Annotated in this window: 30 protein-coding genes; 18 read left to right on the forward strand and 12 right to left on the reverse strand. The window is 49.9% G+C overall.

Annotated features, from left to right (window positions below; genetic code table 11):
- Nucleotides 1–638 precede the first annotated feature (638 nt).
- From F4Y39_05405 to F4Y39_05440, 8 genes are all read left to right on the forward strand, one after another.
- The gene (locus F4Y39_05405; GenBank protein ID MYC13145.1) at nucleotides 639–1,358 is read left to right on the forward strand and encodes a hypothetical protein; all 720 of its coding nucleotides are present in this window, start codon (nucleotides 639–641) and stop codon (nucleotides 1,356–1,358) included.
- Nucleotides 1,359–1,701: 343 nt separating this feature from the next.
- A complete protein-coding gene (locus F4Y39_05410; protein ID MYC13146.1) occupies nucleotides 1,702–2,001 on the forward strand; it encodes a hypothetical protein in 300 nt (99 codons plus the stop codon).
- Between the two features lie 396 nt (nucleotides 2,002–2,397).
- Nucleotides 2,398–3,426: a hypothetical protein gene (locus F4Y39_05415; GenBank protein ID MYC13147.1), complete on the forward strand. Its 1,029-nt coding sequence runs from the start codon at nucleotides 2,398–2,400 to the stop codon at nucleotides 3,424–3,426.
- The gene (ccmA, locus tag F4Y39_05420; GenBank protein ID MYC13148.1) at nucleotides 3,426–4,136 is read left to right on the forward strand and encodes a heme ABC exporter ATP-binding protein CcmA; all 711 of its coding nucleotides are present in this window, start codon (nucleotides 3,426–3,428) and stop codon (nucleotides 4,134–4,136) included. Before F4Y39_05415 ends, ccmA begins: the two co-directional genes overlap by 1 nt.
- 2 nt (nucleotides 4,137–4,138) lie before the next feature.
- Complete coding sequence (locus tag F4Y39_05425) at nucleotides 4,139–4,810, forward strand: hypothetical protein (protein MYC13149.1); 672 nt, start codon at nucleotides 4,139–4,141, stop codon at nucleotides 4,808–4,810.
- A complete protein-coding gene (locus tag F4Y39_05430) occupies nucleotides 4,774–5,490 on the forward strand; it encodes a cytochrome C assembly protein (GenBank protein MYC13150.1) in 717 nt (238 codons plus the stop codon). The genes F4Y39_05425 and F4Y39_05430 overlap by 37 nt, the downstream gene beginning before the upstream one ends.
- 18 nt (nucleotides 5,491–5,508) lie before the next feature.
- Nucleotides 5,509–5,658, forward strand: a complete 150-nt coding sequence (locus tag F4Y39_05435) for a CcmD family protein (protein ID MYC13151.1) — start codon at nucleotides 5,509–5,511, stop codon at nucleotides 5,656–5,658.
- 3 nt (nucleotides 5,659–5,661) lie between these two features.
- On the forward strand, nucleotides 5,662–6,432 hold the full coding sequence (locus tag F4Y39_05440; protein ID MYC13152.1) for an RNA methyltransferase: 771 nt from the start codon (nucleotides 5,662–5,664) through the stop codon (nucleotides 6,430–6,432).
- Nucleotides 6,433–6,484: 52 nt separating this feature from the next.
- Here the strand turns inward: F4Y39_05440 and F4Y39_05445 are convergent, their stop codons facing one another.
- The 10 genes from F4Y39_05445 to F4Y39_05490 all read right to left on the reverse strand — a co-directional run bounded on the left by F4Y39_05445 (nucleotide 6,485) and on the right by F4Y39_05490 (nucleotide 12,482).
- A complete protein-coding gene (locus F4Y39_05445) occupies nucleotides 6,485–7,522 on the reverse strand; it encodes a Gfo/Idh/MocA family oxidoreductase (GenBank protein MYC13153.1) in 1,038 nt (345 codons plus the stop codon).
- A gap of 63 nt (nucleotides 7,523–7,585) precedes the next feature.
- Nucleotides 7,586–7,768 (reverse strand): type II toxin-antitoxin system HicB family antitoxin, encoded by a 183-nt coding sequence (locus F4Y39_05450; GenBank protein ID MYC13154.1) that lies wholly within the window; start codon nucleotides 7,766–7,768, stop codon nucleotides 7,586–7,588.
- 67 nt (nucleotides 7,769–7,835) lie between these two features.
- The gene (locus tag F4Y39_05455) at nucleotides 7,836–8,015 is read right to left on the reverse strand and encodes a SelT/SelW/SelH family protein (GenBank protein MYC13155.1); all 180 of its coding nucleotides are present in this window, start codon (nucleotides 8,013–8,015) and stop codon (nucleotides 7,836–7,838) included.
- A gap of 149 nt (nucleotides 8,016–8,164) precedes the next feature.
- Nucleotides 8,165–8,923 carry a hypothetical protein gene (locus F4Y39_05460; protein MYC13156.1) on the reverse strand — a complete coding sequence of 253 codons (759 nt, stop codon included), beginning with the start codon at nucleotides 8,921–8,923 and terminating at the stop codon, nucleotides 8,165–8,167.
- A gap of 24 nt (nucleotides 8,924–8,947) precedes the next feature.
- Complete coding sequence (locus tag F4Y39_05465) at nucleotides 8,948–9,346, reverse strand: HEPN domain-containing protein (GenBank protein ID MYC13157.1); 399 nt, start codon at nucleotides 9,344–9,346, stop codon at nucleotides 8,948–8,950.
- A 177-nt stretch (nucleotides 9,347–9,523) separates the two neighbouring features.
- Complete coding sequence (locus tag F4Y39_05470; protein ID MYC13158.1) at nucleotides 9,524–9,808, reverse strand: hypothetical protein; 285 nt, start codon at nucleotides 9,806–9,808, stop codon at nucleotides 9,524–9,526.
- Complete coding sequence (locus tag F4Y39_05475) at nucleotides 9,786–9,971, reverse strand: hypothetical protein (protein ID MYC13159.1); 186 nt, start codon at nucleotides 9,969–9,971, stop codon at nucleotides 9,786–9,788. Before F4Y39_05475 ends, F4Y39_05470 begins: the two co-directional genes overlap by 23 nt.
- A gap of 38 nt (nucleotides 9,972–10,009) precedes the next feature.
- A complete protein-coding gene (locus F4Y39_05480) occupies nucleotides 10,010–11,143 on the reverse strand; it encodes a hypothetical protein (protein MYC13160.1) in 1,134 nt (377 codons plus the stop codon).
- A gap of 104 nt (nucleotides 11,144–11,247) precedes the next feature.
- The gene (locus tag F4Y39_05485) at nucleotides 11,248–11,685 is read right to left on the reverse strand and encodes a hypothetical protein (protein MYC13161.1); all 438 of its coding nucleotides are present in this window, start codon (nucleotides 11,683–11,685) and stop codon (nucleotides 11,248–11,250) included.
- The gene (locus tag F4Y39_05490) at nucleotides 11,682–12,482 is read right to left on the reverse strand and encodes a hypothetical protein (protein ID MYC13162.1); all 801 of its coding nucleotides are present in this window, start codon (nucleotides 12,480–12,482) and stop codon (nucleotides 11,682–11,684) included. Before F4Y39_05490 ends, F4Y39_05485 begins: the two co-directional genes overlap by 4 nt.
- A 254-nt stretch (nucleotides 12,483–12,736) precedes the next feature.
- On the opposite strand from F4Y39_05490, the gene F4Y39_05495 reads away from it, so the two are divergent.
- Entirely contained in the window at nucleotides 12,737–14,251 is a 1,515-nt protein-coding gene (locus F4Y39_05495; protein MYC13163.1) for a carboxypeptidase M32, read from the forward strand.
- 98 nt (nucleotides 14,252–14,349) lie between these two features.
- Complete coding sequence (locus F4Y39_05500) at nucleotides 14,350–15,300, forward strand: nucleoside hydrolase (protein MYC13164.1); 951 nt, start codon at nucleotides 14,350–14,352, stop codon at nucleotides 15,298–15,300.
- A gap of 4 nt (nucleotides 15,301–15,304) precedes the next feature.
- On the opposite strand, the gene rsgA is transcribed toward F4Y39_05500, so the two are convergent.
- The gene (gene rsgA, locus F4Y39_05505) at nucleotides 15,305–16,270 is read right to left on the reverse strand and encodes a ribosome small subunit-dependent GTPase A (protein MYC13165.1); all 966 of its coding nucleotides are present in this window, start codon (nucleotides 16,268–16,270) and stop codon (nucleotides 15,305–15,307) included.
- 157 nt (nucleotides 16,271–16,427) lie between these two features.
- Here rsgA and F4Y39_05510 point away from each other — a divergent pair, with 157 nt between their 5' ends.
- From F4Y39_05510 to F4Y39_05525, 4 genes are all read left to right on the forward strand, one after another.
- Nucleotides 16,428–17,177, forward strand: coding sequence for a hypothetical protein (locus F4Y39_05510; GenBank protein ID MYC13166.1), 750 nt, complete (start codon nucleotides 16,428–16,430; stop codon nucleotides 17,175–17,177).
- A 100-nt stretch (nucleotides 17,178–17,277) separates the two neighbouring features.
- Entirely contained in the window at nucleotides 17,278–18,507 is a 1,230-nt protein-coding gene (locus F4Y39_05515) for an ABC transporter permease (protein MYC13167.1), read from the forward strand.
- Complete coding sequence (locus F4Y39_05520; GenBank protein MYC13168.1) at nucleotides 18,500–19,771, forward strand: ABC transporter permease; 1,272 nt, start codon at nucleotides 18,500–18,502, stop codon at nucleotides 19,769–19,771. The genes F4Y39_05515 and F4Y39_05520 overlap by 8 nt, the downstream gene beginning before the upstream one ends.
- Nucleotides 19,772–19,778: 7 nt before the next feature.
- On the forward strand, nucleotides 19,779–20,234 hold the full coding sequence (locus tag F4Y39_05525) for a type I restriction enzyme HsdR N-terminal domain-containing protein (GenBank protein MYC13169.1): 456 nt from the start codon (nucleotides 19,779–19,781) through the stop codon (nucleotides 20,232–20,234).
- 16 nt (nucleotides 20,235–20,250) lie between these two features.
- On the opposite strand, the gene F4Y39_05530 is transcribed toward F4Y39_05525, so the two are convergent.
- On the reverse strand, nucleotides 20,251–20,937 hold the full coding sequence (locus F4Y39_05530) for a hypothetical protein (GenBank protein MYC13170.1): 687 nt from the start codon (nucleotides 20,935–20,937) through the stop codon (nucleotides 20,251–20,253).
- Between the two features lie 161 nt (nucleotides 20,938–21,098).
- On the opposite strand from F4Y39_05530, the gene F4Y39_05535 reads away from it, so the two are divergent.
- The 4 genes from F4Y39_05535 (at nucleotide 21,099) to F4Y39_05550 (ending at nucleotide 25,190) form a co-directional block, all read left to right on the forward strand.
- On the forward strand, nucleotides 21,099–22,679 hold the full coding sequence (locus F4Y39_05535) for a hypothetical protein (protein ID MYC13171.1): 1,581 nt from the start codon (nucleotides 21,099–21,101) through the stop codon (nucleotides 22,677–22,679).
- The gene (locus tag F4Y39_05540) at nucleotides 22,680–23,420 is read left to right on the forward strand and encodes a SagB/ThcOx family dehydrogenase (GenBank protein ID MYC13172.1); all 741 of its coding nucleotides are present in this window, start codon (nucleotides 22,680–22,682) and stop codon (nucleotides 23,418–23,420) included.
- Between the two features lie 16 nt (nucleotides 23,421–23,436).
- Nucleotides 23,437–24,606 carry a hypothetical protein gene (locus F4Y39_05545; GenBank protein ID MYC13173.1) on the forward strand — a complete coding sequence of 390 codons (1,170 nt, stop codon included), beginning with the start codon at nucleotides 23,437–23,439 and terminating at the stop codon, nucleotides 24,604–24,606.
- Nucleotides 24,607–24,974: 368 nt separating this feature from the next.
- A complete protein-coding gene (locus F4Y39_05550; protein MYC13174.1) occupies nucleotides 24,975–25,190 on the forward strand; it encodes a hypothetical protein in 216 nt (71 codons plus the stop codon).
- Nucleotides 25,191–25,260: the final 70 nt, after the last annotated feature.

Genomic DNA, 25,260 nt, shown 5'->3' on the forward strand with positions numbered 1-25,260 from the left:
TTTCAACAGAAGAGCGTAGATTCTCATCTAAATGTAAAGCATTTCTCCACAACTGATAAGAGAATGGATAGATAGGATTTTCTTTTTGCATTGACTTCACGGTGGCTTCAGCCATAACAACCTCCTGAGGCTTTTCACCTGTGCGAGTATAATTTTTTTGATAATACGGGATTAGGGATTACAGCGCAACCGATTTTTCAAAAAATTTCCCAAACCGATCCGCACAAGGCCCGAAAACGAAGCATTATGAAATTGCGTGGATCAGGTAGAAAAATTTGGCAAGGGTATGAGAAAAGGCTACGCCTCGAAAGACGTAGCCTTTATTGTTTGCCAGAAGTTATGGGACGTTACGCAGGAACCACCGCGACCACTTGGTCAAGCGGTACATATCTTTCACCTGACCACCCATTCACCGCTCAAAATGTACACGGTATTGTTCTGCACCAAACGGGTGAACCACAAATTCAGGTTGTAAAAAAGGGCACAATACAGCATATTGAAGACATAATAAGGGTATTTAAGTACTGTCTATACTATTTGTCGTGCGATGCTGTGACATTGGCCTGATATTTGCTTTGGATTCTGACAGTTGCGTGTATTCCAAAAAGACGCTAACCTTAAGATCCGGGGCATCTCTTATGGCAGATATTGACACCATCTCCAAATACCTCATTCAACACTATCCTGACCACTTCGCACATTTTGCCCTCGCACGAGACGACATCGAGGTAATTGAAGTCATTGAAACGGAGCAACTCACGGTTGAAGCGCGGCAGGCCGATAGCTTCATCCGCGTGAGAATCGGCGACGAAGAGGCGTTGGTACACAACGAATTTCAAACCACGGACAGCACTAATCCGCCTATGCCGCGCCGCATGGCTGGCTATATCGGACGCGCCATTGAGCATCACGGTTTGCCGATCTATTCCAATGTCATCTACCTGCGTCCCAATGCTGGTCAGCGCGATCCTGGATTCTACGAGCAAGCCCAGCTTGGCTATCGCGTGGTGATTCAGTACAATGTGATTCGGCTGATCGAAATAGAAGGCCAACGCATCCTAAATACGGGGCATTCGGGTCTGATTCCTTTCACGCCGTTGATGAAGCCACCTGAAGGGATGGCTGCGGATGCGTGGTTGCATCAGTGTATTCACACGGCTCAGACGAGCCGCATAGAACGGACGCGCAAGGCCAATTATCTGGCATGCATGGCGACCTTAAGCGAGTTGGTGTATGAATCTGAAACGATTTCTGAAATCATTATCAAGGAGGGTCTCATGGATTTGATCCGCGAATCATCCCTTATTCAATATTTTAAGCGAGAAGGCAGAGAGGAAGGTCTTGAGCAAGGTATTTAGCAGGGAGGCAGGCAACGTGCCATTGAAGATCTTCTCGATGTGTTGGAGATCCGATTTGATATGCCCGAGACACACCCCCTATCCACTCGCATTGCCGCCATAGACGATTTGCAACGCCTCAAGCAGTTGCACCGTGCGGCGATACAGGTCCCCAATCTCGAGGCATTTCAGCGCGTGTTAGATGCGTGACGTGATTTTCAGGGGACTATATAGAATAGTGCCGAAGTAGGGAATGAGAAAAGGCTACGCCTCATACAATGTGTTGACAATAGATCATGGAAGACCTATTGTAAAAAAATTTTAAAGGGACACTTATCCAACCAACCTGAAGAGAGATGCAGCCATGAAGGCCAGGACACTTAAAGATGAAATTTCCGCGTACAACAAATTGTGCGAAGAGGGGCTTGAGCTTGACCACTTTGGTAAGTGGATCATTATCTACGAAGGTGAACTCAATGGGGTCTTTGATACGGAGGATGAAGCGATACTCGAAGCTGTCAAAAAATTCAGAGACCGCGTTTTCTTGATCCTTCAAGTTGGGGCACCAGAAAGTCTATACAGAAGTGGATTACCTACTGTTTTGAGTGCTGCTCCCACTATTAAATTTGAGAGCGCACAATGCCAACAAAATCTACCAAAGTAGGATTTGAAAATCCGGATGATCTAATCGCATCAGGCCCAACAATGATGGTTCTTGTTGGGCTTTCTTATGATGGCACAACTGGAGATGTGAAAATAGAGGTTATGGGATAGATTGAAAAAAAAGAGAATGAGAAAAGGCTACGCCTCGAAAGACGTAGCCTTTGTTGTTTGCCAGAAGTTATGGATTAAGTAAACGCGATGTGTGACTTCAAAAGTGAACAAGTCCGAAAATAAACTCATTGTGTTGCGTGTGTTCACGCGACGAATGCTCTGCCAGTGGATGAATCAATAAAGATTGACTGTTTTGGGCAGGTTGATGATATTGAGTAGGTTAGAGTATGATTCAAAGCATGACGAAATACAGGGACACCGCTATTTTCAAAAAACAGGGAGATACATGGAACGGCAGACATATGTGGTATTTCTCATACTTTTTATTTCCACCCCTCTCTTCGCGCTCACGGGTCGCGTCATCAATCAGACTCTCAACCGTCCCGAACCCGATGTCGAAGTCTCGTACATCCTCCATGAGACTGGAGACGTCACCGTCGTGCGCGACACCACCGACAACAACGGCCAATTCATCCTCGATGTCCCTTCAGACCCGGGCGCCGAACCACCGCCCATGTTATTTGCCCGATACAACGGCATAGACTACCCGGGCAACCCGGCACCAGCGGGCGACACCGTTGACATCCCCGTATTTGAAACCACGGAATCCGACACCGCCATCTCGCTCTCTTCACACCACATCCTCCTCGACGCCCAGGCTGGCACAGCCACATACATCTTCATCGTACACAACCACGGCGACCACACCTACCTCACGGGCGGCGACCACGGTCACGGCCTGGAAATACCCCTGCCCGACGGCGTAACCGACTTTATCCGCGCACCGCAAGGCGTACACCTGCACGGCACATTGCTCGTAGATCCGCGTCCCATCATCCCCGGAAATAGCCAGACCTTTTTCACGTTCTCCATACCCCCGTCCAACCGCATCGCACAACGCATCACCTATCCCACCGCGGGCATGGACTTGCTCGTCCAGCCGACTGACACTCCCGTCTCCACAACAGTACTTCGAGACCTCGGGGACGTGACATTGGGCACCAATGTCTTTCGGCGCTTTGGCGCCGAACAACTCGCGCCCGGCACACAGATCGACATCGCACTCTCATCGCCCGAGACCGCATCCAACTTACAAACCCCAATATGGATCGCTGCTGCCAGTATGGTCGTCGTCGCAATCCTCGTCCTGTACATGCGCACGCTCAAAACAGTGCCCAATCGGCGCACAATACTGCTCGAACAAATCGCCGACCTCGACGAGCGATATGAAAGCGGCGAACTCTCAGAAGACGATTACAAAAACAGGCGCAATGCCCTCAAAGCCGAAGTCATTGATCTGTCAGATAGCAACTAATGAACACATCGGCCATCGACATACAGAACACAACCCGCCGTTTTGGTCATATCACGGCCCTGCAAAACATAAACCTCACCGTACCAACGGGATGTATTTTTGTACTCTTTGGCCCAAACGGAGCTGGCAAAACAACCCTGTTGCGCCTCATCGCCACACTATCAAAACCATCATCGGGCGACATCCGGGTCAGCGGTATAGACACCCGGCACAACCCGCATGAAATACGAAAAAACATCGGATTCATCTCGCATCAAACCATGCTCTACGACGACCTCACAGCGCGTGAAAACCTCGCATTTTACGGACGCATGTACGGTCTCCAAAACCTCAATACCCGCATTGAAGAAGTCCTCCTCGCCGCTGGCCTGAAAGATCGCCAGCGCGATCGGATACAAAAATTCTCACGGGGCATGAAACAGCGATTGGCCATTGCCCGGGCCATCTTACACCATCCATCGATCCTCTTGCTCGACGAACCCTTTACCGGCCTCGACACATCGGCTCAGTCGGTATTATCCAGCATAATCACCACCCTCAAAGCAGAAGGACGCACCATCTTCCTCGTCACACACGACCTCGCGCGGGGCCTCGCACTCGCAGACCGCTTTGGCATCCTCTTCCAGGGCCAATTGGTACACGAAGCATCGACAAAAGACATCAGTGAATCCGAATTGCAAACCCTCTACGAAAACAAAACCACCCTTTGAAAATGCCTCTTTTCTTCACACAAACCCTCGCCATTCTCCAAAAAGATCTCAAAACCGAATGGCGCACCAGAGAACGCCTGAGCGCCATGGCCTTCTTCGCATTTCTGGTCGTCATCATCTTCAATTTTATATATGAACCCGGATCGCCAATCATAAAAACCGTAGCCCCCGGCATCTTCTGGATCGCCACGGCATTTGCAGGGCTACTGGGCCTGAGCAGATCTTATGCCATCGAAACACAAAACGACTGCCTGATGGGACTGCGCCTCACACCTGCGGATCCGGGCGCGATCTTTTTGGGCAAAATGCTGGGCAACACCCTCACCATGCTCATACTCCAGGCACTCATCTTGCCCATCCTCGTCATCTTTCTCAACCTGGAAATTGCACAGGAACTCCCGCGTCTAATTCTGCCCATCTTGCTGGGCACCCTCGGTCTTGCAGCCATTGGCACCCTCTTCTCTGCAATGTCGCTCAACACCCGACTGCGAGAAGCCTTCTTGCCCCTGCTTACACTGCCCATTTTCATCCCGGCACTTCTCGCAGCCATCGAATCCTTTCGCGCGGTTCTCGAAGGCAGTGAAATCACAGACTGGCTCGTGCTCAGCGGAGCCTTTGTCACACTCTACATCGCCGCATGCCTGCTCTTATTCGAATATGTCCTGGAGGATTGACAATGTCTCAAAAACCCTACATCCTTCCATTTGTCTTCGGCATTCTCGCGCTCATCTGCCTATCTATCGCGCCCTATCTGGTATTCATTTACGCCGGAATAGAAAAAGAAATGGGACTGGCACAAAAAATCTTCTACTACCACGTCCCATCTGCTTTCTCAATGTTCTTGGGAAGCTTTCTCTGCTTCGTCTTTAGCATCTTCTATCTCTGGAAACGCGACAAAAACTGCGACCTGTGGGCCGCTTGCTCAGCCGAAGTGAGCTTGCTCTTTGGCACCCTGGTCTTAATCACAGGCGCGATCTGGGCAAAACCCATCTGGGGCGCGTGGTGGGTCTGGGATGCACAACTCACCCTCACCCTCATACTCTGGCTCATTCTCGCGGCGTATCACATGTTGCGCACCTACATCGAAGACGCGGTTCAAAGTGCGCGCTATCGCGCAGTACTCGGCATAATCGGCTTCCTCAACGTACCCTTCATCCACTACGCCACCAAACTGTGGCGCACGCATCACCCGGAAGTGGTTCGTGGCGAAGAAATCAGCCTGCCCCCCGACATGAAAATCGCTTTTTTCTTTTGCGTCATCACCTTCTTCGCGCTCTTCTTCGCCCTGCTCTTCAAGCGCGTATCACTCGCAAAAGCACAAGACGAACTCGAATCACTCAAAGCCGAAATATAACTTTTTCCGGAGGAACTTATGCAACACCTCGAATACATGACCGCGGCGTACATCATAATATGGGTCGCCATCCTGCTCTACTTCTTAAGCCTGTCCAAACGCGAAAAAGCGATCTGGGAAGAACTGCGCGAACTGCGCGCCACCATCAACAAAGACAACATCCCATAGCCCATGGCCATCAAAAACGCCAAAAAAATTCTGAACCTGAAACGCCGCAAAATGCGTCAGGCAGAACAAAAATATCTCATAGAAGGCATTCGTCTCTGCGAAGAAGCACTCAAAAGCAGTGACACCCTCGAACAACTCATCTTCTGTCGCGAAAGCATCGCCCGCAACACGCGCCTCGAAAACCTCTACCAGGCGACTCTCGCACAACGCATCCCCATCCAGCAAACCGACTGGCGCGCCTTCAAACACATGTCAGACACGGACACACCGCAAGGCGTACTCGGCGTGGTATCAATGCCGACCTATGATCCCAAAACCGTCCTTAACACCAATGGTCCATTCCTCATCCTCGACCGCATCTCTGACCCCGGCAACCTGGGCGTCATCATGCGAACAGCCGAAGCCGCCGGATGCAAAGGCATCTTTCTCACCCGGGGATCCGTCGAAGTCTATAACCCCAAAGTCGTGCGCGCCACCATGGGCGCCATCTTTCGCATGCCCGTCTTCCCCCTCCAGGACGGACCCGCCCTGTTACACTCTCTCCGCCAGCGCAACATCCAGATCATCGCAGCACACACCAGCGGCATCTCTTTCCACAAACTCCAAACCCAAAATCCCGTTGCCCTCCTCCTCGGCAACGAAGCCTTTGGCATCGATCCCGCCCTCCTCGCCCTATCCCACCACACCGTCACCATACCCATGGCCGCCCCGGTTGAATCGCTCAACATCGCAGTCGCAAGCGGCATCCTCCTATTTAATCTCTCGCATAAATAAAAAACCCACCCGCCATCCTCGCGAGTGGGTTTCTGTGATCCTCATTGTCTCATCAATCAAATTCCGAAAGCTTGACCGTGCGGCCCTCCGAAGCCGAAAGATCGGCGGCAAAATTGACGCGGTGGGTCTCAAAAGCAATATCAAAATTCGTGCGCTCCATCGGCTCATTGGCATTGATACCATCCACAAAAGCCTGGAACTGCGGCTCATAGGGATGATCTGCCACATCGCCAGAATCAATCAGCGACGTCTCGAGCGTACTCCACCTCTCTTTGCTCATACCGTGCAACTTGTGCGAATAGATCCGATTGTCCAGCAAGCTGCCTTCGGAACCCACGAGATGAATATGAAAATAATAGGGCTGCAAGCAATCGACACACGAAGTCACCTTTGCCGCATTCCCATTGGCAAATTTGAGAAGAGAAACCGTGGTGGTATCGTATTCATACGGCTCAAAAATATCGGACCTCGATCTCGTCGCGAGACTGGTCACTTCCTCCACATCGCCATCCATAAAAAACAGACACGCATCCAGCGCGTGACACCCTGCGGTGAGCAAACTCGACCCGGCAAAATCCTTCTTCACATTCCATTCAAATTGACCATACCAGGGACCAATCCCGTGGTAGTAATCAACCTCGCCATAGTGCAACTCGCCGAGCAACCCCTCGTCAATAATCGAGCGGATCATAGAAAAGTGCGCACTAAAGCGACACTCAAAACAAACACAGGACTGCACACCCGCTGCCACAATCGCATCGCGCACCCGTTTGAGATCCTCATAAGACAGACATATAGGCTTTTCAATCAGCAAATGTTTGCCCGCCTCGGCAGCCGCAACCGCTTGATCGGCGTGAAATTTGTGTGGCGTGCAAATATCGATAATATGAATATCGGGATCTGCGATCATCTCATCGTAATTCTTATACGCCTTCAAAGGCGTGCCGTATTCTGCTGCAAGATCATCTTCGTTGTGATCCCGGCGAGAACATATCGCCGTGACATTTGCACCATTGACCGCCTTAAACGTATCAATATGCGCCCCAGCTACCCAGCCGAGTCCAACAATGCCGACATTGAGATCGCTCATGAAAGCCTCCGTGATTAAAATTTAGGTGTTAAACCAGCCTGTTTCCATAACCGCAACCTTGCATTAGGGTTTGGGAATGGGTTTATCCAATTCGCTATAGGCTTGTATCATTTCGTTGAGCGCATCTTGTAGTAATTCTGTGCATTCTTGTATTGTCGCCCCTTCCGTCACCACTTCTGGCCAATCCAACAGTTGCCCCATGTAACCCGACGGAATTGGCGTATAGCAAGCGTTGTATTGTTTCATTTTAATCGCCTGAGTTTGAGCCGGAGCTATCTTTTACCCCGGCTCATTTATTTTCAGCTTCCCCAATTCACGAAATCCGACTTTGAATATGCGGTTGAATTTCCTCGTATTCTGGAAAACGCTTCTCCTTGAGTTTGGAGAACACCAGTTCGCCATCAACCGTAACCTCAAAGCGACCACCGCTGGACGGAATCAGGGTAATAGCTTCGATATCCTGCTTAAATGCATTGACAATTTGATCCGTCATCCCGACGGATTGTGGTTCATAGCCTCAAGATGCGCAATATTCAATTTCTATCCGGGCCATGTGACGCCTCCTTTTAAAAAGAGTGGAGAGAGAATGAGCAACCTTGTTAAAGAGGCTCTTCGACATATCATGCCTCCCATTATAACCAATTAAAAAACAACCTGTCTAAAAAATGTACCCGTGCGTTTCGGCAGAAAAGACGCGAGATCTTCAAAATCCAGATCCACGCCCAAATCTCTCGCGGCGTGGCGGATGTTATCCCAGCAATCCGCACAGTCATCCCCGGCGAGCAACCCATCGACCTGCCTCGAAAACTCCTTCGCCTCTCCGCGATCCACAGGGAAAGGATAATCAGCCGTGCGGAAAAAGTCACCAACAAAATCATAGTGCCACCGACGTTCTCTGGAAAAATCCACATCCTTGCGATGTACAGAAAGCCATTCTACCGCGCGGATGAGATGATATCCAAAATACGCCATCGCCGGATTGGAAATCCGCGCCTTATTGTGCCTGGGACTCGCCACATGCACAGTGCGAATAACCGGACCGGGCCAATAAATATCTTTGCGATACCGATCCGTGCGGCGGTCATAGCCAAAGCCATCAAGCACAAAACCACTCGTCGAGCGAATCGTCAGTGCCAAACGCTTTTGTGAAAACCGATCGGGCTGGCGCGCCAGGGCTTCACGCGTAAAATCGGGAATCCCAAACAGCGCGCTATACGCATAACAGAACACGACATAAGCATGTGACACCGGCAACCAGAACAGATCGCCGAGCCGCCGGGACAGCGCATCGTATTTCTCATCCAGAAAAAACCGCCCATCCGACAGCGCATCAGCCACACACACGGGTTCTGTAGGAAACGCATTGACAAGATTCTGGATAACATCGCGGTTATTTTTCATACATCATTTTCCGATTGTAGCCCTTCAACTCTTCGCCGCTGTATCAATAATCTTGCGAACATGATCATAGAGCCTTTGTGCTTGTTCCGACGCATCAGAACGGTCTAAAGGGTCATCCGTCATTTCAGCAGCATCGTATCGAAAATTAACAGCATATGCCGTATATTCAACCAGATCCCAAAATGACTCGACATCACATCCATTCTCTTCGAGAATCGCAAGCAATCTCGCGAGATTGTGGATGAATGGAAACTCAACACCAATAGCGATAATCCAGGCTTTTAACGATTTCGCTATCGTCTGCTGAACATGAAAACCAAAAATTTCATCATAAAATACTGTCGCATCATCCATGCCCTTTAATGCACGCAAATTTTTTTCCGCCATCGAAAGCATAGCATGCGCCTCATCAACCTCGTTCATAGAGTACTATTCCTTCTTTCTGATTCTTTGGAATCAGCGAATTTGTATTTCCCAGATCGCCTGAATTCTTTCTCCATCTTCTGGCAATGGGCGACCAATTGTCCAATATCGTGTCCAAATCTCGCTGAAATTTCATGTCGGATTCTGCGAACTTCATTAATTTCTTTATCTCTCATTTTAATCATCCAAATCCTTATGCCTCTCACTCGCCTGCTTGTTCTGTTTCAGTTGAGCGACTTTAAGAACCCTTTGTATCCGTGTGGTGGCTGGATCGTAGCCATAGTTAATCTGCCGCATCAACTCAACGGCCTCCAGGCGTTCATGTGGCGTTTTGGCGTGCCAATATGCCTTCTCATCTGATTTCTTAGAAAGAGATGTCACAGAAAGTACACTCTTGTCCATTTTGAAGGTCTCTATGGCATTCAGGCGTTTCTCCTGATCAAGGCTGCGATGTCCCATCATGACCTCTCCTCGAATTGGACTCGGCATCTCTTGCCTCTGTTTTATCCAGCTCAATGAAACGTGCATCAGCCACTTGCACAAGGGCTTCATCTGTTAAAGGTCCTTCTGACTCTTTTCCCTGTTCCTTACAAAATGCAAGGTATTCCTCAATCGTTTTCTTCATCTTCCATCTGCTCATAGTAGGCATCCCAGACTCTGCAACTATCTTCTCAGGTATTGGGCATAGATCTCGTCAAAAGGCATCTTCCAATCGTAAACATCTTGAGCATAAGATAATATGTGAGAGCACCCAGTAGACTCAATGTCGTCAAGGTATTGAGCGAATTTGTCTATACACCTCATTGAAAAAAGTTGAGCTCCATATTTGGAAATTTCTTTGAATGCTTTTTCTTTCAAAAAACTGTGGCATTCTTTATCAAGGATCATTGCATCGCAGTAGGGCAAGAACGTTGCAATCATATCGAAATCCACGGGCATGCCAAGAGACCTTTTCTTTTGGCCTCCGGCCACTCGTCGTGCCTTTGCAGCGAGGAGAAGTGCAGATATTTTTAAAAAAGGGAGGTTCTTGAGTTGGGGTGAATTGAAATATTCAATGACTTTTTCTTCAATGTGAGCCTGTGACACTCCTTCTTTCAGAAACACATATTCTACACTTCTTTTAAATTCTACGTAGGGAGGCCAAGGTCGATGTATTGTATGGAGACCAAATACCTTGACAGTCTCTTCAAACCATTGTTCTCGGCTTTTGTATGATTCTGATCGCCATCCGTCATGCAAGGATGCGATTTCGGTCTCATCTTTAGCGCGTTTGTGTTGAATTTCTTCAATTTCTAATAGATGTGGGATGATGTGTATCCTGGGTTTATCCCTTGGGTGCCAATAGTTTATCCTACCTTTTAAAGCATCATGGTACTCAATAGTGGGTTCTTCATCGCCTTTCCCTTGGATCCATAACTGTGCATGCTTTTCAATTTGCCTCATTTTTATCGAATTACTGCGATGAAACGATACATGCCAGGATAAATATTCTGTAAGAATTTTCAGTTTGGGATAATAGGTCGTTGGTAATGATTCGATAGTATGATAATCTGATTTTGGACAAACAATGAGTTGTTTTCTGGATAATTGCTCTAACTTATTGAATAGAGTTCGCCAGATTGGGTTAAGGGGACCTCTGCGCGGGACTGATGGGTCAATGGATTTCAGCATTTCGCTGAGCGCAAATTGATCCAAATAGATGATTTTCTTATCTAACGAGGGCAAGAAATAGAGTTCCCCATGGCCACAGGCTGAACACTTCTGTCTGTACATTTTAGGTTCAATATTATCGTCCATGGAATTTGCATAAAAGCCAAAGCAGTTAGCTTTTTTACATTTGGGACAGTCTCGGTATGGAGGAGTTATGGACATGGGTTTGACCTATTTGCCTGTCAATCTGGTCAGTAAAGGAGGTTATTTTTAAAATGGGTCAGAACGATGCGCCAAAGACGGTCGCAGTTTTCTTTAGATGCTTTCATTTCCCTTTCTATATCTAAATCCGTTTTCAATCGCACGTTAAGTCTCGATTTTTCAGTAGCTGACTTAAAATCGTAGTCCTTCTTGCGAACAACAATATTTTTTACCCTACCCTTAATCGTAAAGATGTCTATCTGGTCATTATCGATAAAATGCGCCTCAATAGCATAACCTAAATCAGCAGTAAAAAACCAGACGCTTTGGGGCATCCTGACGCCATCATCCAGATATTCACTTACAAACACATCCTCAATTCCCGCCGGTGACATTTGGTTGGCTACGCGATACAGTTCTTCAGTGCGGTCAAGGTAAGGACGACGCATCCCCAACGATTCGAAGTACTCGGTAAATTCCTGTTTCATAATGCCTCCTCCTTATGTTTTTCTCTAATATCAACAATCATCCCTTCCACATAATGGATAATATGGCCCAAATAGTTGACAGCAAATTCGTCGCTTTTGTAATTCCATTGCCACATCTCATCATCGGGGTCTAATGCTGTCTTTCTTCTGTCTTCGTAGTATCTGTGTAGCAGGTTTCTCAGGACCTCCTGCAACTGCGTAGATATTTGAATTTCAATAGATACATTCACAACCTCTGTATCCCAATCTTCATTAGAGATCTCGAAATCTTGACAGAGATTCAAGTGTGCAGCATAATATCCTTCCGCTCTCGCTTCATAAGAATATTCCACATTTGTACCGCCCTGGTCACAAAATTCACGAACTGCCTGTACAAGATACTTGACGCCATCCAGAAATTTCACGAGCACCAGACATCTGACAATATCATTGATTCTGGAGAACGATCGTTGAGGAATGTACCATCCCCCTTCAGGAGGATCAGGCCAATTCGGATTGCTTACGATGTTTAGCCGGTATGTCTTTTCCAAAAATGAATGAAAAGGTTTGATCAATAATTCTGGTTCTTCTTCTGGTGCCATCAGCAGGTTATAACCTGTCTCATTTGCATAGGTCTGGTTGAGTTCCTGTAATTGAGCAACGAATTTTTGCCAAATCTCAGATGTTTGAAAATCTTGCCGTATCTTATTGGCTACAAAATTGTAGTGATTTTCGGTCCGCGTATCAATAGACACCTGCTGGTTTTCCCTTAGCCATCTTCGATATTCCTGCATTGATTCTGGTTTCCCATTCTCCACAAAAGCCCCTTTCTCGAATATCGCGATCAATTTCTATGCGATGCACTTCGTAAGCAGACAAGCCTCTCAAAGCATACTCAGAATTGTGTCTTCTTTCAAGTGCTTTTCTGATTGTGTGTTCAAATTTCCGGGTTTTGAGACCAGGGACTCAGCAGATACCTGAAGAACGGTATTTGCGCTTGACGGGTGCATGGTAGGTACGTAGATTTTGTCCTACTGTGCATCGCATTGAAAAACCATCACAAGGAGTAAAAATGGCCGATGTCAAATCCACATATCAGAAATTGATCGCAGAAATAAAACAAATCTCCCTATTGGGATCCTGTGCCGGTGTATTGGGCTGGGACAAACAGACCTACATGCCTAAAGGCGGAGCCGGGCATCGCGCCGAGCAACTCGCACTACTCACCGGCATGGTACACGAACGTGCAACCGCCCCTCAAATCGGCGACTATCTCGCAGAAATAGAAAACAGCGACCTCATCTCTGAACCGCATTCCGAAGCCGCAATCAACATACGAGAACTCCGCCGGGACTACGATCGGGCTATCAAACTACCCCAATCCCTCGTCGAAGAACTCGCCCGCGTAGCCACCATCGCGCAGCAAGTATGGCGAGAAGCCCGCGAAAAATCGGATTACGCCCTGTTCCAACCCCACCTCACAAAGATCCTCGACCTGAAACATCAAGAAGTAAGTGCGCTGAACACGGGCGAAACCTCTTACGACACGTTATTAGACGACTACGAACCCGGCGAAACCACTGAAAACCTGACCCGGGTCTTCTCGGGCCTGCGCGACGAACTCGTCGAACTCGTGGGAGCAATCGCCGAATCCGGCAAAAAACCCGACGAAAATATCCTCACACGTACATATCCCATAGACCAACAAGAAGAATTTGGAAAAACCGCCGCCGCACAAATCGGCTTCAACTTTGACAACGGGCGTTTAGACATCACCACCCACCCATTTTGCAGCGGCATTGGACCGGGCGACACCCGCCTGACCACGCGGTATAACACACACTTCTTTTCCGAATCATTCTTCAGCATCATGCACGAAGCGGGCCACGGCATATACGACCAGGGCTTAAACGACGAACATTACGGCACACCCATGGGAGGATCTGTATCCCTGGGCATACACGAATCGCAATCGCGCATGTGGGAAAACTTCGTCGGCCGCAGTGAAGCATTTTGGACACACTTCTACCCCAAAATGCAAACCGCATTCCCGGACGCACTAAGCGATGTCTCCCAACGCGACTTCTACGCCGCAATCAACGCCGTCGCCCCCTCATATATTCGCGTAGAAGCCGACGAAGCCACGTACAACTTGCACATCATGTTGCGCTTTGAACTCGAACAAGCACTGATCGATGGCGGGTTAAAAGCCGAAGATGTCCCCGGCGTCTGGAACGAAACATTTGAAAAATATCTGGGACTAACACCCCCGGACGATGCCCTGGGGTGCTTGCAGGACATACACTGGAGCGGAGGAGGGATAGGGTACTTTCCAACCTATGCCCTGGGCAACTTGTACGCCGCGCAATTCTTTGAACAAGCGCGCCAGGAAGTAGGCGACCTGAATGCACAATTTGCCGAAGGCGTATTTGAACCCCTGAAGAACTGGCTAACGGAAAAAATCTATTCGCAAGGCCAACGCTATCGCGCAAATGAACTCATCGAAGTCGTAACCGGAAAACCCCTGAGCCATGAACCCTTAATGCGGCATCTCAGGGCAAAATACGAACCGTTATACGGGATTTAGAGAACGGCAAACCTTCTGGATCGCGGCTAAAGCATGTCCCTGCATGGTGTTGAGCAGGGATCCTGCCGCGATGACAGCTTCATGCATAGCTTAACCGAATGGAGCGACCATTGAACAAACAACCCATCATCTTAGACACCGACCCCGGCGTGGATGACGCGTTGGCCATCATGCTGGCATTGGGATCCCCCGAACTCGACGTAATAGGCATCTGCACAGTAAGCGGCAACGTCCCTCTCAACACCGGCACGCGCAACGCACAGGGATTATTGCAACTATTGGACCGCACAGAAATACCCGTCTTCGCAGGCGCGGACCAGCCCTTAAAACGCGACCCCGTATTTGCAACCGAAGTCCATGGCGAAAGCGGCATGGGACAAGCCGTATTGCCAGAACCATCCCAAAAGATAAAAGGCGACGCCGTTGACTTCCTCGTGCAAACCCTATCCGATCAACCCGGCGAAATCACAATAATAGCCGTCGGACCCCTGACAAATCTGGCACTGGCAGAACAGCGCCAGCCGGGAACACTTCAAAAAGCCAAACAGGTCATCGTAATGGGCGGCGCCATTGCAGAAACCGGCAACTCAACACCCGTCGCAGAATTCAACTTTTACGCCGACCCTCACGCTGCCCATATAGTCGTCCATTCGGACGCGGCACTTCTGATCGTACCATTAGACGCAACGCGTCAGGTCGTATTATCCGAAACAGATATCGAAAACCAGATCGCCTCTCTGAAAACAGTCGCATCTCAATTCGTCGTCGATGCCGTACAAAACGTATTCGCACTCTATCGACAACTCGAACGCGAGCCAATCGTGTACCTGCACGACCCACTCGCCGTAGGCGCGGCCATCGCATCCGAACTCCTCCGCTCAGAAACCCTGTACATCGACATAGAAACATCGGGCGACCTCACCATGGGCCAGGTCGTCACAGACCGCCGCGGCCTGCCTCCGCCCTATCGTCTTGGAGAACCCGTCAACTGCGCGATGCACGTCAATGCCGAAGCGTTTTTATCTCTATTTCTAACGCGGGTTTTTTAGATACCTACGGCCTCTCTCGCAGCCTCATATAACTCTGATAGCGTTCAAGCGAGACCTCACCATCATCCACAGCCGCCCTCACCGCGCAACTGGGTTCGTGAACATGCGAACAATCGCGAAACCGACAACCGCCGAGAAACGGATGAAAATCTCTAAAAAGAACGGGAACATCTTCGGGACTTATATCGTACAGATAAAACTCTCGAACACCGGGCATATCGCCGACAAACCCTCCCCCATCAAGCGCGACCAACTCCGTATGAGTCGTCGTATGTATGCCCTCGCCCGTAGCCTTGCTAACAGGTCCTGTACGCAATTGCAATCCCGGTTGCAACCAATTGAGCAAACTCGACTTTCCAACGCCGGAAGCCCCCATAAAAAGGGTAATCTTCCCGCTCAGAACATCGTAAAACGCCTCTTTACCCGCATCGGAAATAATACTGGTATAAACCACGGGATATCCCATTGCCCTGTACGGACGCATAACCCGATCTGCCCAGGCCTCATCGGCGAGATCGAGCTTATTGAGACACAGTGACACCGGTATTTGCTGCCACTCTGCAATACCCAACATGCGATCCAGCAAAATCCAATCCGGATCTGGCTCACCCGCAGACACAATGGGAACAACCTGATCGATATTGGCAGCTAAAAGCTGCTCTCTATAAGATCCGCCAGACGCACGCCGAGAAACCTTATTGCTGCGGGGACACACCTCGCGAATCATACCCCTATTATCGGCACCCTCAGAAAAAACCACGCGATCCCCAACCGCAACCGGATCAATCACGCGCACCCGCCTGACAGACTGCACGCGGCGGCGGCGCGAACCCGGCGCAGCTTCGGGATATTCGAGCTGTTTCCGCAAACGAGTCGAAAGCGCGCACATCACCACGCGATCGGCGGTCTGGACGACATAATTGCCGAGGTGATGGCGGATAACAGTACCTTCATTATCAGATTTAGACATAGCTACTCAGAGCCTTCTCACTGTAATGGACGCCCCAAAATAACGCCCGCCAGATGTACTTGTCAAGCGCCGCAGCCTTTGCAAACGGGTTGACATTTAACGGGGTTTTCTCCATATTTCCCCGACATTTACAGACTGACTAAAAAAAGGAAAAATAATGAGACGCGACCTCAACCCATTTTTGTCGAACTGGGATTATGACCCCACTGATATTTGTGTACGCAAAATTCAGGGCCTGGACGGACGGAAAAAATTGCAAGTACGCCTGGATCTGGGCGTAATGCAAATGGAGTTAAATGATCGGCCCGACGGAACGCGTCCGCACGGCCATTTTTCATTGCTCGAATACTATTTAGACCAGCTCGAAGCCGAACAAGCGCAATCTGGCACAGATGAAAACTTTTATCTCGACAGAGAGGCGTGCCTCGAATTGAGTCAAGAGGGATTGTTATTTTATCACCGCTATGTCTGTCTGATGCGATTGGGCGATTTTGAAGCAGTCGCGCGCGACACCGCCCACAATCTGGCACTACTGGATCTCGTGCGGGCTTATGCCAAAAATGAACAAGACCGGGAAATATTTGAACACTATCGGCCTTACGTACTCATGATACACACCCGTGCGCGAGGTGAAGTCTGTTTGCAAAAAGGCGATCATTCCGGTGCCCTGAATCACATTGAAAACGGAATCGACAAAATTCAAACATGTATGGCAAATTCCGGCATTGAAGCAGACGAAGAAATCGAAGCCCTCTCGGAATGGGCCGAAGAAATAGAACGCGATCGTCCAATCACCTTGCAACAAAAACTGGCACAAAAACTCCAAAAAGCCATTGCCGAAGAGCGATATGAACAAGCGGCTCGGTTGAGAGACAAGCTCATCTCGCTGGAAAAAAACAATTTGTAAAAGCCTCAACCCGGGCATCACAATGCAAAAACATCCTGATTCTAAACACCGATGTGTTTTCGAATCGGGATTTTTTGTATCTCACCTGTAAAGGCCGTCAATGGGCTATGAATGGATCATAATCAGACGACACCTCTTCAGCGTTGGTCGTCGCATGGGATTAACCACAATCATTGCCATCATCGGTGTCGGGCTGGGCGTTGGGGCACTCGTCATCACCCTATCGGTAATGAATGGCTATGCAGACATGATCTTTGACCGCCAGGTAGGCATCAATCCCCATATAACCGTGCGGCGCCCGTACAGCGAACGCATAGAAAATTACGCACCCATCGTCCAATTGCTCGAAAAACATCCCGAAGTAGTCGGCGCCAATCCCGTCATAGAAACAGAAGGTTATGTACTGAGCAGGGTCAAAGATGTGGGCACTGTCACATCGGGCGTATTGGTGCGGGGCGTAGATGGCATTGTGAAAAGCAGCGACATCGCCCATCACATAACCGAAGGGAAAATGGAATTAACCCACATTGAAGGCAATACCTTTGGAATCGCAATAGGCAAAACACTCGCCGAAAAATTGGGTGCCTCCGTGGGATCAAAAATTCGCCTGTTGGCCGCCCCTAAAGACCTCACCAACATACCCCCCCTTCGCCAATATGTGATAACCGGCATTTTTGAAACGGGATTTTACGAATTTGACGCCTCACTAATCTACGTATCCCTCTCGGCTGCACAACGGGACCTGCAATGGGGCGACCTGGCGACCGGCATTCAAGTACGCCTCGTCAATGCATTTGAAGCCGATCGCGTCAGCGTTGAATTGCGAGAGACATTGGCGGCAACGTATTCCGATATGTTCCCCACATCGTGGATGTATGCCCAGGGCAATCTGTACGCGTGGATCCAGTTGCAAAAATGGGCGAGTTTTGTGGTCTTGAGCTTGATCGTGGTCGTCGCGGGATTCAACATCATCAGCATACTAACCATGACCGTAAATGAGCGCAGACGCGAAATTGGCATCTTAAAAGCAATGGGCGCAGCACCCAAAAGCATCGCCCAAATTTTTTCCCGAGAAGGCCTGATAATCGGAGCGAGTGGTGTATTATTGGGCAACATACTGGGCGGGGGTCTGTGCTGGATACAAAAAGTCTATGCACCCATATCACTCTCCGGCGATATTTACTTCATCAACGCCCTCCCCGTAACCATAAACATAGGGGACTTCGCAATGACCTCTGCACTGGCATTGTTATTATGCCTCGTATTTGCCCGCTGGCCCGCAAAACGAGCGGCAACACTGGACCCCGTAGAAGCGATTAGATATGAATAATACCTATGAATACTTCATCGCGCGGCGACTCATGCGCGCCATGCGCCAGCAGCGTCAGATATCGTTTACCGCAGCCATAGCTATTACAGGCGTAACCATTGGCGTTGCCGCCCTCGTCATTGTCCTGTCCGTTTTCAACGGCTTTTCGGCATTATTGTGGGACAGCCTGTTGAGCGTAAGCCCGCATATCGTCGTACAAAAACCCCATGCACAGCCCATGCCGTCCAACGAAGAACAAATCGAACAACTGAAAAAATTGGCCTCTGTACGCGCAGCAGCACCTTTTGTATCGACCGAAGGATTTGCGCTCCGGCGACCCCCTGGCGGCGAAATGATCCAGGCTGGCGTAGCCGTGCGGGGAATAGACGCCGCACAATTGGCAAAAATTACAGACCTCAAAGCGTACTTATGGGCAGGTGACCTCGACCTGAACATTCAACCACCCGACCCCGATCAGGATGCACGCGCTACCAGACGCGCCAAAATATATGGCACGGCCATTGGACGCGTACTCGCAGACCGGCTCGGCGCAGTAATCGGCACCGAAATCATGCTGGGACTGGTCCCCAAAGAAGTCTTAATGGGACAACAACCGCAATTATGGCCCTACAAAGTAACCGCCATCTTTCACACTGGACTGGATGAACTCGACTCCGCACTCGCTTTTGTATCGCTCGAAGCGGCACAACGTGACCTGGGGTGGCGCGATCAGATCTCGGGCATCCAGATTCGGCTCGCCGAGCCATTTGAAGCACATCGCATCGCACCCACCCTTCCCACAGGAACGGATTTTGACGTCAGAACCTGGATGGACACACACCGCAATCTGTATGCATCCATCCGTCTGGAAAAATGGTTTAGCTCCCTGGTACTGTGTCTCATCGTAATGGTAGCCGGATTCAACATCGTCAGCATTTTGACCATGACAGTAGGCGACAGACAGCGCGACATCGGCATATTAAAAGCAATGGGCGCAACGCCGCGTGCAATTGGCAAAATCTTCACACTCAAAGGCCTGGGCGTTGGCCTGACGGGCGTCGTCTTTGGCAATGCAATTGGCTATCTCCTGTGCTGGTCGCAACAAACCTTTGAATGGATCAAACTCCCCGGTCAAATTTACATCATCCAGGCATTGCCCGTAAAAATGCTCGCCATTGATTTTGTATGTATCTCTCTCGCATCTGTAGGCCTGTGCTTCGCATTCGCCCTCTTGCCCGCCCGCAAAGCCGCCTCACTTGCGCCCGTCGTGGCATTGAGAGAATAACCACACCATGCAAAAATTGAACTTCCCAATCTCATCCACATTTGACATTGCAAATCGCGACGGAAGCGAAATGATCTTAGATCCTCTCCGTCAAAAATACGTGGTATTAACCCCTGAAGAATGGGTGCGCCAGAATTTTGTCCGGTATTTAATCGAAGGGTTGGGCTACCCACAGGGACGCACCGCAATCGAAACCGGATTTGTATTCCAAGGCATGCAGTGTCGCGCCGATGTACTCGTATATGACGCAAAAGGAAAAGCACTTCTAATGGCAGAATGCAAAGCCCCCGAAATAAAAATCACCCAACAGGTCTTTGACCAGATTGGGCGATACAATACAATCGTACAGGCCACCTACCTCATTGTGACGAATGGCCTGCAACATTATTGCTGTGCAATTGATCGAAAAAACAACGCATATCGCTTTATAGACACACTGCCGCGATACGAGGACATCGCGTAAAATCGGGGGCAGGTAGTTATTCCGCTTCCAGAATTTCCGGATCCAGTTGATACCAGAACACCTCACCGGATTCAACGAGACCCTGTATCCGGTCATCTCGGCGCAAGCCCACAACAGCGGAAAATGCCTGCTTACCGGTAAATCTGGTCATGAACTCGGCATTTCGGAGGGCGCGGGTGGTGTCTCGCCCATTGGCGGTAAAGGAGATTTCCACAGCAATGTAGCAGAGAGTACCATTCTGGTCCGTGGCCTCTATAATCAGATCGGCGCGGCGGAAGCTTCTCAACTCATTTGTTGGAATGCCAGACGTGTCGGCACCGTTAATCAACTCCCACAGATCAAATTCGGTGAGGTCTTTGACCCACCGAAAGCCCATCTCACTGGCTATGAAGGGCGTCTCCCGAAGCGCCGCACTCCGTGCGTGGGCACCTTTGAGTATGCCAACATCATCCTGGATAGACGCCACTCTATTTTCGAGCGCGTCAAAGCGCCGGTTCGTAGTTTCGACAAACCTGTGCATCTCGGCAACAAAGCTATTCATCTCGGCAACAAAGCTATTCATCTCGGCGACGAATTGGTTGAACCTTTCAGGCAGCTCAATCAGTTCCCGCGTCAACAGCCGGGCACGCAGGGCATCCATCCACTCAGGATTGTCGTCCAGGATGCGAATGAGATCTTCTATTGTATGAATCGTGGTGTTCACAGGTTTTCCTCAATAGCCGTTTATCCATCGCCTAATCAGTGGGATTGGAAAAATAACTTGCCTGACCAAATCAATATATGGAAATTGCGCGCACAGGGCAATATAGCGTCTGTAAATTTTGTGATGAATACGTGACAGGATTGATAATAAGGAGGTTATACATGATTGATATACTGGGCTTTATCTTCGTAATCTTAATCTGCGCCACAACCGCGTGGGCAGAAGGAAACCACAGCAAATTGGTATATCCAGGACCTGACGGACGACTGGTCTATGTACCGGATGAAAAAGGCAATATAATCCCGGACTTCTCGCACTGCGGGTACATGGGTGGTGGTGTGGCACTGCCAGATGTGCCCGTCGTATTAACCGTCCACCCCCAAGCAGAAGGAGACGACACAGCGCGATTACAAGCGGCAATTGACGACCTATCTGCGCGCGCACCGGACGCCAATGGATTTCGCGGAACCTTATTACTCAAACGCGGAAAATATCGCATTGGTGGAACCCTGCACATTCGGACAAGCGGCGTCGTACTCCGCGGTCAGGGCAAAGGTGAAAACGGCACAGTATTGATCGCAACGGGAAAAGGAAAGCGCACATTGATCGAATTTAAAGGCCGGGGACGCAGACCGCGAGAAATAGAAAACACGCGACAAGCAATTGTAGATAATTATGTTCCTGTAGGCGCAAAAATATTTTCTATAGAAGATGCTTCGAATTTTGCACCAGGCGACGCGATCATCGTACATCGCCCCAGCACCGCAAAGTGGATTGCAACCATAGGCATGGACCGCATAGAAATGAGACACCCCGAAGTTCGGCAATGGAAACCCGGCTCCTACGACTTCCACTTTGACCGCACCATAACCGCCATAAAAGGCAACCAGATAACAATCGACGCACCAATGGGCAACGCGATAGAACGCGAATACGGCGGCGGATCGATTTACAAATACGAATATCCCGGGCGCATTGAACAGGTCGGCATCGAAAACTTGCGCGGTGTATCGGAATACGACAACCGCGAAAAAGATCATCGACGGGAAAATGAATATATCGACGAAGACCACGCCTGGAACTTCGTCGTATTCTCCTATGTACAAAATGCCTGGGCGCGCGACATCACCTCGATCCACTTTGGCTATGCGTGTGTAACCATTGGCAACCAGGCAAAATGGATGACCGTGCAGGACAGCCAGTGTCTCGACCCCGTATCAAAAATCACCGGATCGCGGCGCTACTCCTTCCCCATCCACGGACAATTATCCCTCGTACAACGGTGTTATACCCGGCGAGGGCGTCACGATTATGTGCTACACGCCCGCGTACCGGGACCAAATGCATTCGTGGATTGCGTAGCGGACATCGCGCACTCCGACACCGGACCCCATCACCGCTGGTCTGTCTGCACCCTATTTGACAACGTAATCGTAAACGGCAACGCCATCAACGTACAGGACCGGCAAAGTTCGGGCACCGGCCACGGCTGGGCAGGCGCACAAAAAGTATTGTGGAATTGCGAGGCAGAGAGTTTTATCTTACAAAAACCCCCAACATCGCAAAATTACGCCATCGGCTGCATCGGCGAGAAACGAGATGGACGGTACAGACGCGAAGATGGATACTGGGAATCGCACGGACAAAAAGTAGTTCCGCGCAGTTTGTACTTAAAACAACTCGAAGATCGCCTGGGCACAGAAGCCCTAAAAGCAATAGGCGCACACGGGAAGGAAAATTAAATGGCAAAACGCAAACGACGACCACAAGCGGGACCGGAATTTATGCGGCGCACACAGTTTAAGAACCTGGGCCCAACCGGGCAGGCGCGCAGAGAACCACCGCCCATGCCCGAATTGCATTACCAGGGCGAAACAATAGACCTACCCGAACCCGCGCAGATCGAAACAACGCAAATCGACCTGCGCCAGGCCATAGACGAGCGCAAAAGCGAGCGGGTATTCTTCGATGAACCCATCACACTGAATGAGCTAACCTACTTACTCTGGGCAACGCAGGGCGTAAAAGAATTTGAACAGGGCGAAACATTTCGCACCGTACCATCGGCAGGTGCGCGCCACGCATTTGAAACCTATATCGTAGTGAACAACGTGGAAGGATTGGACCGCGGGTTATATCGATACCTATCTATGGGACACAAACTGGGAATAATCGACCAATCAGACGAAATTGGCGAAAGAATTGCCAACACCACCTTGCAACCCGAACTGATCCAGACAAGTGCCGCCACATTCATCTGGACAACAGTAGCCGCGCGAATGACCTGGCGCTACGGCGACCGGGGATATCGCTACATCCACCTCGATGCCGGCCATGTGGGACAGAACCTGTACCTGGGCGCCATGGCCGTAAACTGCCGCGCCTGCACCAGTGCGGCATTCAACGACGACGAATTAAATCGGGCACTCAAACTCGACGGCGTCGGACATTTTGCCGTATATTTCGGCTCAGTTGGAAAGTAAATAGGAGGATAACCCCATGAAAATTGAAGCAATCGACTTTCTGATCGTGAAAAGCGAACCCGTAACCCCGGAATGGCGACCATTGCGCACCATGCGGGAATATCCCGGCGCGCACAAAGTGCGATTTGGTCATCGGCTCTTTCAAGGCGAGGGGATTCAGCTCACAAAAAGACCGGCTTACCTCACCCTGCTTCGCATCCGCACAGATGCAAACCTGGAAACCTGCGGTATTTTTTCCATGGGCTGGGCACAGGAAGACCTCGAATGGGCAGCGCGCACATTCAAAGTACAGTGGGAACCGGAAATCACAGGCACGGACGCCCTGGACCGGGAGTATATGTGGCACAAAATGTGGATGGCGCGGCGATATTTCCACATGACATCCACCACACCGCTCGCCCTCATCGACTCCCTCCTCTGGGACCTCGCGGGCCTGCACGCACAATTACCCGTCCACAAATTGCTCGGCGGCTTTCGCAATCGCATCCCCGCCTACCTCACCGAAACCGGCATACCCTACGAAGACACGCTAAAATCCGCCCAACGGGCTGTTGACGAGGGATACAAAGGCTTCAAAGACCACTCCATGCTCGGCGTGGAAACCAACCTCGCGCTCGCCAAAGACATACGGGACCTCGTAGGCGACGAAATGGTACTCATGCACGACCCGGTACAACAATACTCTGTCGAAGATGCAATCGTAGTCGGACGCCGACTCGAAGAACTGAATTATCTCTGGATCGAAGAACCCCTGCAGGAATTCGACATCAACGGCCTGAAGCGACTCTCAGACGCAATCGACCTTCCAGTAATGGCACTGGAATCCATCCAGGGCAACCCCTATCTCGCCGCGCCGTACCTGTCAATCGGCGCCATCGACATCGTGCGCCAAACAGGACTGGGCATCACCGGACAGATGAAATTGGCCAACCTCGCGGAAATGTTTGGACTAAACTGCCACGGGGGAAATCCCCATGTCGTAGCCGCAGTCCGAAACGACGACTGGTGGGAAGTCTCAGCCTGGCCGCCCACGGGCGCAGACAGATCCCTCGCGTCGGCATTTGCTGGCTTGATCGAAGAAACGACCGAAGTACGAGACGGCTACATGTACGTACCGCAAACGCCCGGACTCGGGCGAAAAGTCGACTGGGACCGAATCCAAGCGCAGACCGTGATGGAGATTTGAGCGGAGCGCAATATCGTCTATCAAATTAAAGAATCCAAAAAAGCCTCGTTGGTCAAATTGCCAACGAGGCTTTTGAAGGAACATATCTTTCAACATAACCCTCATCCATCGCTCAAAATATACACTCTCACCGCCAACGCCTGCGCCCTCCCTTTCTGTTTCGACAGGCGATCCACAAATTCAAGTTGTAAACAAGACCGCAATACTGCATATTGAAGTCATAATGAGATGCATGAACTTCTTTTGACCCTTTTTATCACTCAATTTTGTGATAATCGCATTTTTGGCCCGATATTTGCTTGCGTTCTAACTGTTGCGTGTGTCCAAAAAACGGATAGCCTGGTTTGGACGTAACAAAAGGAGAATGCATGAACGAAGTTACAGAATTGAGAGGCAGGCAAACCGAACACGCGGAACGACTGATCAAGTTGGAAACGCTTATTGAGCGATATGACAAAGACCAGCGGGATTTTGTGAAACGTTATGAACAAGACCAGCGAGAAGCACGAAGCTGGCAAAAGTGGACTGTCACCCTCATGTGCGGCAGTTGGATTACGCTCATGGCGGCTATCTTTTTGAAGTAAAAGGAGAATGCGTGAACGAAACTACAGAATTAAGAGACCGGCAAAGCCAACACGCGGAACGGCTGATCAG

Source organism: Gemmatimonadota bacterium, from assembly GCA_009838845.1.
Lineage (GTDB): Bacteria > Latescibacterota > UBA2968 > UBA2968 > UBA2968 > VXRD01.